Genomic DNA, 10965 nt, shown 5'->3' with positions numbered 1-10965 from the left:
GAAGAAGGGGGAGGCGGTCCAGCGCTGGGCTTTGAGCAGCATGTCGCGGGTGGGGCCACCGCCGTGGTCGCCGACACCGGGCAGCCACAGGGCCTCGACATGCCCGGTATTGGCCTCCCACTGGCAGGCGTATTGGGCCATTGCGACCGGGTCAATGTCGGTGCCGATGGGGGGGAGGGTAACACCCGTGATCGCGGTGCCGTCTCGCCCCCGCCAGGTAAAGAGATCGTGGGGGAAGGGGTTGGTGTCGTTCCACCTCAGTTTTTGGGTGGCAAAGTAGCGAATGCCGCCCTGGGTGAGCAACTGGGGCAGCTGCCAGCAGAAGCCAAAGGTGTCGGGTAGCCAGGCGATCGCGCTTTCACTGCCAAACTTTTCGGCACAGTAGCGCTGGCCATAGAGAATCTGCCGGGCGATCGCCTCTCCCCCCGGCAGGTTGAGGTCAGGCTCGACCCAGAGCCCGGCATCAATGGCCCAGCGTCCGGCCTTGACCTGCTGCTGAATCGTGGCAAATAGAGCGGGGCGGTGCTGCTCTAACCAGGCAAACAGCGCCGGGGAAGAATGGGTAAAGGTGAGTTCAGGAAAGTCTTGCTGTAGCGCTAGCACCGAGCGAAAGGTATTCTCAGCGGCGGTCCAGGTCTCAGGCACCGGCCACAGCCAGGCTAGGTCGAGGTGGGCATGGCCCAGGCAGCGCACCGTGCGCTGCTTCAGCCAGGGAGAAAACGGTTTGAGTGCCGCTCGCACCGCCAGCAGCGATCGATCAAACCGGGGGCGATCGCCGACGGCAGCCCAGGCAATTCCCGCCAGCGTTCGGCTGAGAGTATCCAGTTGTTCAGCATCGTACTGGGCAAGATAGGTGGCTAACACCGCCAGCTCATCGGCAACGAACCCTGGTTCTGGGCAGTCGCCTTCGGCCTCAAACACGAGCTCGGCCTGCACCAGCGCCCCCTCATCGTGCCCCGGGCTGAGCAAATGCAGAAACACATCTACCGACTCACCCGGCACCACACAATCCGTCAGCAGCACCCGTGTCCAGCAGTCAAAAATATCCCCGGATTGAACGTGGGTGCCATCCACAAAGATATCGGCATGGTTTGCCCACCAGCGCAGCGCCAGCCGCGCTGTCAGCCCCTGAATCGGGTAGCCGTTGAGGGTTTGGGGCCAGGTAAAGCGCTGGTACAGCCCTAGAGGCATCTGGCCCTGGGGCCAGGAAATATGGTGGCGATCGTTCGGGGTGACGAGGGGCCAGGTGCCGCAGACGGTCACGGCAGGGGGAACGTCAGCCCCAGTTAGACTGTGGTGCCAGGGCCCGATCACATCGCGCTGACTGAGGGCACGCAGGCGATCGAGAGTGTTTAAAATCTGGGCTGGAGTAGGGTTGGCAACGGTAGCGGGGGGCATGGCTCCGGTATGATCGAGGGCAATCTCCCCAGTGTAGGCAGAGTTATGGCGACTTCGTCGCGTCCGTTTCAAAGCCGAACGATCGCCAGCCTGAGGGCCGGGTATCGGCAGATGTTCCACAACGCCGAGCGCTGGCTGCATCAGGGCCGCACGGCAGTGGTGTGGGGCATTCAGGTGGCCCTGTACCCCCTCTATGCGGCGGTACAGGGGCTGCGGTTGGGCTACCGACAGCTGCGGGCCGGGCAATCTTGGCGGCAAACCTGGGCTAGATTAAGCGGCAGTTCCCAGCCTGAGCTGGTCGCCGCCGATACGCCGATTCGGGCCTTGTTATCGGTCATTCAGCCGCCGACGGTGACGGCTGCCGACAGCCGACCGGGGGGGCTACGGCTAGTGAATATCTATGGCAGCTGGCTCAAGCAGTCTCAGGCCGGTGCGGTGCTCACTCCGGAGCAGTGGCACCTCGTCCCTATTGAGGCACCAGTCCGGGGCATCGCCTCGGACTTAGCTAACCGCCAACTGGTGTTAGTCACCACCGACAACGGTATCTTTGCAGGGCTGACTGCCCATCAGCAGGGCAGGCTGCACCAGGCGATCGCGCTGATGATGGCAGAGTACGGGCGCGGCTGCCGACAGTACAGCTTAAATCAACACTTGCAGCAGCCCTGGCTGCCGTTACCGAGAGCTAACTCGACATTATTGCTACCCCTGCGATGGCTGCCCCAGGCCCTGCGGTGGATGCAAACTAGCCCCCTAGCCGCAGCCACTAACGTGTTTGGCGAGGCCAGTCAGCAAGCTGCGATCCAATCCCTAAGCCGCTGGCATTCCTCCCTCCCGGGTAAGGGGGAGATACCCCACGCTGATCACCAGAGACCTTTAGAAAGCACTAGTTTGCCTAGCGATAGAGCGCTCATGGCTGGCCAGTCCCAGTCTTTCTACGCCGACGCTTCGATCGAGCAGACGGTGGCCTGGGCCGCTCAGGATGCCTTGGCCATGTCCCCTAGACCGTCAACCGCTGTTGGGTCTTGGCAGGATGGGGGGCAACCGCAGGCGATCGCATCCCATGCTGCACCGCCATCCCCTGCGAGGATTGATGAGGTCGCCCATCGCCCCCAGATCGAGCCCCCCGGTGCGTTAGAAGCCCAGGTGACCCAGGTTGACTACATCGATTCTCCGCTTGTGGCCCTGCTGCGCGGCCTAGACTGGCTGATGTACGGGGTCGAAACCCGGTTGCGGCGGGTGCTGGCCTGGCTGCGGCGTCATTGGTAAGCGAGTCGCACTTAGAGAAGCGAAAGAGAGGCGAACGTTTGGCGATATGATAGACCCAGCTTAGTCCTGCGCCAGGGCCATTTCCACCTGTGGAATGCTGTTGCTGTTTGGGGCAGGTCTTGCGCCTACTGTGTAGCCGTTTGGAGACCTCACTCATGCTGACTCTTAAGATCGTGGTTTATCTCGTGGTTGCCTTTTTTGTATCGCTGTTTATTTTTGGCTTTTTGAGCGGCGACCCCTCCCGCAACCCCGGGCGTCAAGATATGGATTAGGCTCATCCTGGCGGCAGGGTTCTAGAGGGTGGTCACGATGTTTGACCCCAGTTAGCCACCCCTCAGCCAGACCGTGGAACCTGCCGCCAACAAAAGCGTCTTATGGGGTCTACGACGGTTGTCTTACGCTGCCGTCCGTTGCAGCACTTAAAAGCCTTGGAAAAGACGCTTTGCCATCGACTGTTGGGCTATCTAGCCAACGTCTTTCTCTAGCCCGCTTGCCGGGCTTTATTTTTGTTTCGGTAACGCCAGCCCATGCCTCTGCCGCTGATTGTGCCCCCTATGCCCCCGGCTCCAGAGCTGGCTGAAGTTGTGCTGGTATCAACGGCAGCTTGGCCCGATCGGCTAGCGGAGGCCCCTGTTGCTGATTTTTTCTATTCGCCACCGGCCGCCACACAACTGGATAGCGATGGCAGTATCTATCTGGCAGAAGCTGAGCTACTGCGCCCCTTAGCCCAGGCGGCGACCCCAGCCTCTGAACCTTTCCTCGAGACGCCTGCCCGAGATTCCGGTAGCGTCACTCCAGAGGCTGAAGCAGGCGATGCTCTCGAGCAAAACGCCCCTGAGGGCCAGGTCAATGGGATAGATCAGCCTGACGACGCGGCAGACCCACCTCCTCCAGATGAGGACGCTGCCGATGAGGACGCTGCCGATGAGGACGCTGCCGATGAGGACTCTACAGATGAGGACTCTACAGATGAGGACTCTACAGATGAGGACTCTACAGATGAGGACTCTACAGATGAAGCGCCCTCCGTGCTGCTGCGCGCCGATCGCCAGGAGTTTGAGCCCCTGCGGCAGATCGTGACCGCGACCGGAGATGTATTAATTCAGTTTGGGACGGGGCAAATTGCCGCCGATCGCATGTGGGTTAATCTGGCCAACCGTCGTTTGCGTGCTGAAGGCAACGTTTTTTTCAACCGCAACAACCAAACCATTGAAGGTACTGCTGCCACCTACAACCTGTTGCAGGGGGCTGGTGCGGTGGCAAACGGGCGGGGTGAGCTGGAGCTGTCTACCATTGAGGACGATTTTTCTGACCCGTTTGCCGGTTCGGGGCGAGGCGATGGTCGCCCTCTTGACTACCGTCTGCAAAACCAGGCATCGATCTCTCAGGCCACTAGCACTGGACGGGTGGCGGCCGGCACCGGCGACCCCACGACCCTCTTAAGCGGCCAGTCTGATCAGGGGGTACAGCGGTTGCGATTTGAGAGCGCCCAGATCTCCTTTGATGCTGACGGCTGGTACGCCGAAGAACTGCGGGCCACCAACGACCCATTTTCGCCCCCAGAGCTGGAGTTTAGAGCCGACGACGTCAGGCTAACTCCCCTAAATGAAGAAGAGGATGAGCTGGTATTCTCTCGGCCTCGGTTGGTGTTTGACCAGTGGTTGACAATTCCTATCTTGAGGCGACGCTACATCCTCAAGCGGGGGCAACTGCCTCCAGATGCCTTTAACCCTCTACCCACGGGCATTGGCATCGATGGTCGCGATCGCGACGGCCTGTTTATTGAAGGCAACATTCCGTTGAGAACATCTGGACCCTGGAGCATCTCGGTAGCGCCGCAGTTTTTGGTATCGCGCTGGCTGGGCAGCTCCGAATACAATATTGGCGATCCGGCCAACTTTGGCCTAGCCGGGAGCGTTAGCGGCCCCCTCGGGCCACGCACGTCTGTCACCGGCACCCTCAGCCTATCGGGGCTAGACCTGGCCAACCTGAACAATCGGCTACGGGCCAGCTTTAGGGGGCAGCACCGGCTGGGCACCCATCGCCTCAACCTGGAATACAGCTATCGCGATCGCCTCTTCAACGGATCGCTGGGCTTTCAAGATGTCCAGAGCAGCCTGGGGGTGTTGATAGAGTCGCCCAATATCAGCTTGGGCACCACCGGTCTAATCCTCAACTATCAGGCGTCAGGGCAGTACGTTACCGCCAACACCGATCGCACTGATCTACTCAGCCCTGGGGTTGGTTTTGGGCTAACCAATCTCTACCGCTTCCAGGGGTCTGCTGGCCTCAGCCGCAACTTCTTACTCTGGCAGGGGCAGGCCCAGCCGGCCACCGAAACCGAGGGCCTGCGCTACTCTGACCAACCGGTGGTGCCCGCCCTGGGCCTGGGAGTTGGGCTGCGAGGGGTTGTGACCTACTACACCAGCAGTGACCTGCAAGAATCCCTCACGGGCAGCATCGGCCTATCTGGCCAGGTCGGGCGCTTGCAGCGCAATCTGTTTGATTACACCCAGTTCAACATTGGAGTTACCCGCAACATCATTGGCGGCGATACGTCTCCCTTCTTATTCGATCGCACGGTCGATCAAACCGTGCTCTCGGGGGGTATTACCCAACAGATCTATGGTCCCTTTTTGGCCGGTTTTCAAACCGTCATTAACCTGGATACCGGACGCACCATTGACACCACCCTCATCTTTGAATATCGCCGTCGTGCCTACGGGCTGCTATTCAGCTACAGTCCCCAGCAGGAGACCGGCTTCCTAGGCTTCCGCATCAGCTCTTTTGACTGGGGTGGGCGCACCACGCCTTTTGATAGCGACCCGGCCACTCCCAGCGATGTGAGAGTGCGGTGACGTCGCCCAATTCCCATGGCAACGGCTCCCAGTAATCGTTCGCAACCGTAATAAACCTTACGGCGGTGGTCGTTAAACCCACTTAGAATTAAGCTGAAAGGTAAGAAAGTTGCCAAGTAATGGCCCATGCGGGTTAACCACTATGAGTCACCCCAACCAATCTTCAGACGTTGAGTCGGTGTATCAGCTGCTTGACAGCTATAGCTTTGATATCAATGATTACTCAACCGATACGGTGATTGCCTCATGGCTAGAGCAGTATGGTTCAGTTTGGGTCAGCCACGCTATTACTGAAGCCCTCTACCAGGGACGCTACAAAATTGTCTCCATTGACCACATTCTGCAGCTATGGCAGCGGCGAGGGAGCCCCATTCGCCACTTTAATCGGGAGTTTGAATCGATTATTTTGGGTCAGGCGTTACTTTATCCGGCAGGCTACGGTGAGGGCAGTCACGACGCTTCACCCGTCTCCCAGGCAGAGCCCGATGCTGCGGTAGCTGCTGCCGAGACGGCACCTCCCTCTATCGATAGCGCTGCGATCGCACCCGATAGCGCGGATAGCGCACCCGATAGCGCTGCGATCGCACCCGATAGCGCGGATAGCGCTGCGTCATCCCCCTCGTCTCCTCATGACGGGTCTGGGATCTCAACGCCCCAGTCTTCCAGCGAGAAAATTCCTAATTTTCGTCCCCTCACGCCTTCCCTAGACCCAATTTGGCCCCAGGCCGACGAGATCCGACCCTTTGTGCCTCGGCAAGATGGCTCAGAGCTGCATCAGCGGTTGCAGGCGGTAGTCAAGGGCGGCATGCGTGAATAGCGGTGTCAGGGGGACGATGTGCCGTATACTCAGATAGTACATACGGACTATGTCAATGGTTCAATATACTCTGGCCCAAGCCCCCGACCTCGTCTTACCGGTATCTGGCAAAGACTCGGCTAAGGCTCGGGAAAAAGCGCTCGACCAGCTGATCGCTCTGATCGATGAGGGCTGTTTGAGCAATGCTCTGGCCGACGGCTTCGGGGCCGAGCAGCTGGTAGAAATCAAACCCCTTACCCCCTCCGCAACTGTGCAGCAACAAGAAGATTCCGTAGTCGAGGCGATTCAGGTCTTAAACCAGTTGGCCACCCTCAAGGTTAAAGTCCAGGCCTCTCGGGATGAGGCCTTGCAGGTGCGGCAATTGGTCGATCTCCTCTTTGCCGACGCCCCGATGACCCACGCTCAGGTCACCGACCTCAAGGAGGGCTTTAAGGTGCTGAAGTCGTTTGCCCAGAGTAACCTGCGCTTTAAGGAGGCCCGTGCCCAGGCCGAGCAGGCCCGCCAGGTTCTCGATCAGGCCTTGGGTCAATAGAGTCATGCCTGCCGATAAGCTCTAGGGCCCGTTGACTGGCGGGTAGAGCAGATCGAGCGCCTAGTTCTATGGGGCGTCGAGCGTCGAGCGCACAAACCGCCAGATTCCCCTAAAGATCAGGCGAGTCATCTATGCGACAATAAACTCCTACTAGTGGGCGGCATCGCGGCGACGGGCAACACCCAAACCTAGCCCGTCGTCAACTCGTTTACCTAGAGCAATTCATCTGTTGACCTGTTACTGGCAACTCCCGTGATTGAGGCCCAAGTCCACCAACAACTGCGCGCCCTGCTGAGGGAATGGGGAGAGCCAAGTTGGCCCCATCACCTCACTCTGGCAAGGTTGGTGGCGCGGGCGCTACGGCTGGGCCGCAGTGCCCTGCTGCAGGTAGGGAGTTTGTCGGCCTACCAGGGAGAATATCGCCTCAGCTACCTGATTGCCCTGATGATGTGGCCTGGCCCAGCGGTGATTGTGGCCCCCGACCCTACGGCCCAGCGGATATTGCTAGTGGATCTGCCTCGGCTGCAGGAAAAGCTGCATATCCATAAGCCCGTACAGCAGGGCGATCGATGGCCTGGTCATGCCTTTAACGGCATCCTGGTGACCACGCCCAAAGCCTGGTTGGGCGATCGGCTGGGCGGTCATCACGCGTTCCCCGATGGCATTCCCACCCTGATTGACGATGCCGATAACCTGGAGCTGTGGCTGCGCCAACAGCTCAGCGTCCAGCTCAGCCCCCTCGACTGGAATCACCTCGCCCTGTCCTATCCGGCTCACCAGGCGCTGATTCAAGACACCCATGTAGCCCTGACCCACGCCGCCTTTCAGCGCCCTACCAATCCCTACCATCGCTACCCCCTAGACGACAGCGATAGCGAGCAGCTAGCCCGACTCCACCAGGTGCTAACGGCCAGCCGTCCAGGTGGTGAGCCGCAAGATGAAGGCCCCATGCCACCCCAGTGGGCTAATTTCTGGCAGCGGTTTAACCCGCCCGATCACCTGCTGTGGTTCTCCGTCGATCGCGATCGCGGCCACATGGATCTACACTGCGCCCCGGTTGATCTGGCGGCCACCCTGGCAACAGTGTGGTCTCGGCAACCGGTGGTGTTGATTGGGGCCGCCCTCGACCCCGACCCGGCAGCCCTCAACTTTCGTCAGCGGCTCGGGCTCGGTGACCTGACCTGCCTACAGTTCACGCCCCACCGTCAAAACGACGCGATTCAGCTCTATGTGCCGACCCATCTGCCACTGCCCAACACCCCCCAATTTCAGAGCGTGCTGCACCAGGAAATTCGGCATTTACTCATGGTGCCCTGGCCCGAACAACTTGGGCCAACGGTGATTTTGCTGGATGATCTGCCCCTTAAAGGTCAGTTGGCCGCAGCCCTAGCGGGGGAGTTTGGCTCTCGCGTTCAGGTAGAGCAGCAGACGATTGGCCCCAACAGCATCTTGGTCAGCAGCTGGGAATTTTGGCGGCAGCATCGCGGGCTGCTGCCGCCCCCCGCGCTTCTAATTGTGGCAACGCTACCGCTGCCTTCCCTAGAAAACCCAATGGTGGCGGGGCGCGTGGCCTTTCACAAACGGCGGCGGCAAGATTGGTTTCGCCTCTATCTGTTTCCTACGGCGATAACCGAAATTCAGCGGGCGACGGCCCCTTCTCGACTCCACCAGGGGGCCGTGGCGCTACTCGATACCCGGGTACATTACCGCAGCTACGGCATCCAGATTTTAGACGCGCTGAGCCCGGCCGCCTGTCTGCGATCGCTGCCGCGTGAGTGGGGACCATAGCCTTAGGTTTCTTTGGGGGCACTCGATTCGCTATCGTTAATCAAAGCCAACCAGCATGCAGGACATAGCGATATAGACCTATGGGCGAATCAAAGCGACGCAAAGAGCAGCTAGGTGAGAAATACGGTCAGGCCGAGCCTATCTTGCCCTGGCTACCCATTACCAAAGAGCAATCTCAGCAGTTTATGCAATGGACAACCCGAGGCACCTGGGGTGCGATCATTGTGATTATTGCGTTTTGGATCACGCTGCGGTTTATTGGCCCCGGGCTGGGCTGGTGGACGCTGTCTGACTAGGGGGCAAGTGTAAGGCTTCCAAGATATTTTGGGGCAGATTTCCTGGGATCGCCCTTTTCTCACAAAGAAATCGTAACCTTGGCTTTTCGTCTTCCGTGAATTCTAGGTAGAGTGAGGGGGAGACCATCGCGTGGAAGGGTACGGATATATGCTGAGCCAACACAATCAGACTGGCCCTCAGCAGGGTACCTCCAGCGCCAGCGACTGGTCTCCCGTACTGCTGGAGACCGGCGAGTTGGCGTTACCCCTGACTGAGGTAATACCCCCGGCAGTCGATGGCGATCGCGGTGGCAACGGTCAGTCGTGGCGATTGCTGACGATTTCTTTGCTAAGCTGTTTTGCCGCCAGCGGTGCTGCTCTAGGCGCGTTTCTATGGCTGATTAACCTACCGCCCACGGCCAACTGCGAAAGCACGGCTGGGGCTACTACCGATCGCGCTCAGCTTTTTTGTGCTCAAACCGCCGCTGAGTCGGGGGAATTGACCGATGTGCTGGCCGCGCTGGATCTGGTTAGCGGGTGGCCCTGGGGCCACCCGCTGTACTCCGAGGTGCGCCCGCTGGTAGACCGCTGGTCTGGGGTGGTGCTAACTGCGGCGGAGCAAGAGCTGAGAAACAACGGCAGCATGGCTGAAGCCCAGGCGCTAGTGAGCCACATTCCCGCTGGTAGCCCAGTCTTTGCCCAGGCCCAGGAGACCCTACAGGGCTGGCAATCTGAGTGGGATCAAGGGGAGGCTATTTTCGCGACGGCCCAGCAAGCGCTTCAGCAAAGAGACTGGTCGGCGGCCTCGACGCAGGTGCAGGCATTGGCCCAGTTCGAAAATCCCTATTGGCGCGTAGAGCAGGTGCAGACCCTAGCTCAGCAGATTCGCCTCGAGCGCCGCGCCCAAGCCCTGCTTGAGCAGGCGATTGCCACCGCTGCTCCCGGCGGCAGCGATCGCCTAAAGACCGCCCTGCGCACCGCCAGCCAGATCGATGACAGCACCTACGCCCGCAAACATGCCCAGCCCTACCTCAACCGCTGGAGCGATCTATTGCTCCAGCTGGGGCTCAATAAGTGGTACACCTCAGACCTCGATACCGCGATCGCCCTGGGCCGTAGCGCGGCCCTCAACCCCAGTCGTGCCCAAGTCGCCCAAGAGCTGATGTGGCTGAGTCAATCTCGCCAGTTAGCCCAGCAAAGCCTGATGACCTGGCGCACATCCCCCGACCAAGTGGTAACGCTCTATCAAGCCATGGTGCTGGCTAACCGGATATCTGCCGACAGCCCCTACTACCCCCAGGCTCAGTCGAGCGTAGCTACCTGGCGCAGTCACTTGGGGGATCTGGCCCGTTTTCAAACGGCTCAGGCCGTGGGCCAAGTCCGTACCATGGGCGCGCTGAAGACGGCTATTGATCAGGCCGCAGAGGTGCCAGTGGGCCACCCAAGGCGAGTACAGGCTCAGACAATGGTGGCCCACTGGCGTCAAGAAATCGAGCGATTAGAAGATCGCCCCTACCTGGTCAAGGCCCATCAAATGACCAAGACAGGAACCATTGAAGGACTACAAGCGGCCATTCAAGTCGCCAGTGGGGTCACGTTACAGCGGGCGCTCCGGCCTGAGGCCCAGGGCTGGATCTATATTTGGACTAAGGAGATTCAAACCCTAGAAGACCTGCCTATGCTGGCGCGGGCTCGCTCTCTGGCCACCGAGGGCAAGCTTTCCCAAGCCATTGCCGAAGCGACCGGAATTAAGCCTGGGCGGGCCCTCTACGATGAGGCCAAAGCTGCGATCGCAGGTTGGCAGGGGGAGATCGCAGCGGCTGAGCAGGCTCGCCAACGCGCTCTACGGCGAGCCACCACACCTGCTGCCACCCCCGAGACAGTTCTGGAAGCGACGGCCGAGTCCCTAACCGAGAATGTTGACAATTTGCCCATCGACCTGGCTCCTGCAGCTGAGCTAACCCCCAGCCCCCTGGCCCCAGCCCCGAGGCCTCGGCAACGGCGATCGCCCCTGCCAGAACGCATTGAGAC

The 10965-nt window shown here is 60.0% G+C and carries 8 protein-coding genes and 1 pseudogene; 8 read left to right on the top strand and 1 reads right to left on the bottom strand.

All coding sequences use genetic code 11. The annotated features are described in order from the left end of the window. Positions 1 to 1470, bottom strand: a pseudogene (locus tag IQ254_RS26120) (alpha-mannosidase); the annotation flags it as partial. On the opposite strand from IQ254_RS26120, the gene IQ254_RS26115 reads away from it, so the two are divergent. The 8 genes from IQ254_RS26115 to IQ254_RS26080 all read left to right on the top strand — a co-directional run. Further along, positions 1444 to 2664 (top strand): hypothetical protein, encoded by a 1221-nt coding sequence (locus tag IQ254_RS26115; protein ID WP_193969087.1) that lies wholly within the window; start codon positions 1444 to 1446, stop codon positions 2662 to 2664. The pseudogene IQ254_RS26120 and the gene IQ254_RS26115 sit on opposite strands and share 27 nt — an antisense overlap. Before the next feature lie 155 nt (positions 2665 to 2819). After that, positions 2820 to 2936 (top strand): photosystem II reaction center protein I, encoded by a 117-nt coding sequence (locus IQ254_RS26110; RefSeq protein ID WP_193969086.1) that lies wholly within the window; start codon positions 2820 to 2822, stop codon positions 2934 to 2936. Between the two features lie 255 nt (positions 2937 to 3191). Beyond that, on the top strand, positions 3192 to 5522 hold the full coding sequence (locus IQ254_RS26105) for a DUF3769 domain-containing protein (protein WP_193969085.1): 2331 nt from the start codon (positions 3192 to 3194) through the stop codon (positions 5520 to 5522). Between the two features lie 142 nt (positions 5523 to 5664). Continuing rightward, a complete protein-coding gene (locus IQ254_RS26100; RefSeq protein WP_193969084.1) occupies positions 5665 to 6339 on the top strand; it encodes a hypothetical protein in 675 nt (224 codons plus the stop codon). Positions 6340 to 6394: 55 nt separating this feature from the next. Beyond that, positions 6395 to 6871, top strand: coding sequence for a hypothetical protein (locus IQ254_RS26095; RefSeq protein WP_193969083.1), 477 nt, complete (start codon positions 6395 to 6397; stop codon positions 6869 to 6871). 252 nt (positions 6872 to 7123) lie between these two features. Next, positions 7124 to 8659 carry an ATP-dependent DNA helicase gene (locus tag IQ254_RS26090; protein WP_193969082.1) on the top strand — a complete coding sequence of 512 codons (1536 nt, stop codon included), beginning with the start codon at positions 7124 to 7126 and terminating at the stop codon, positions 8657 to 8659. An 80-nt stretch (positions 8660 to 8739) separates the two neighbouring features. Further along, positions 8740 to 8955: a DUF2839 domain-containing protein gene (locus IQ254_RS26085; protein ID WP_193969081.1), complete on the top strand. Its 216-nt coding sequence runs from the start codon at positions 8740 to 8742 to the stop codon at positions 8953 to 8955. Between the two features lie 148 nt (positions 8956 to 9103). Further along, the coding region (locus tag IQ254_RS26080; protein ID WP_193969080.1) for a hypothetical protein at positions 9104 to 10965 on the top strand (1862 nt) is incomplete at its 3' end.

Source organism: Nodosilinea sp. LEGE 07088 (genome assembly GCF_015207395.1).
In the GTDB taxonomy this organism is placed as follows: Bacteria; Cyanobacteriota; Cyanobacteriia; order Phormidesmidales; family Phormidesmidaceae; genus Nodosilinea.
The sequence above is the reverse complement of the archived record's forward strand: the minus strand, read 5'-3'. Positions and strand labels throughout refer to the sequence as shown.

Excerpts from the sequence above, each read along its gene's own strand:
- IQ254_RS26100 (WP_193969084.1), top strand. The coding sequence starts at position 5,665 with ATGAGTCACCCCAACCAATCTTCAGACGTTGAGTCGGTGTATCAGCTG.
- IQ254_RS26095 (WP_193969083.1), top strand. The coding sequence starts at position 6,395 with ATGGTTCAATATACTCTGGCCCAAGCCCCCGACCTCGTCTTACCGGTA.
- IQ254_RS26105 (WP_193969085.1), top strand. The coding sequence starts at position 3,192 with ATGCCTCTGCCGCTGATTGTGCCCCCTATGCCCCCGGCTCCAGAGCTG.
- IQ254_RS26115 (WP_193969087.1), top strand. The coding sequence starts at position 1,444 with ATGGCGACTTCGTCGCGTCCGTTTCAAAGCCGAACGATCGCCAGCCTG.
- IQ254_RS26110 (WP_193969086.1), top strand. The coding sequence starts at position 2,820 with ATGCTGACTCTTAAGATCGTGGTTTATCTCGTGGTTGCCTTTTTTGTA.
- IQ254_RS26085 (WP_193969081.1), top strand. The coding sequence starts at position 8,740 with ATGGGCGAATCAAAGCGACGCAAAGAGCAGCTAGGTGAGAAATACGGT.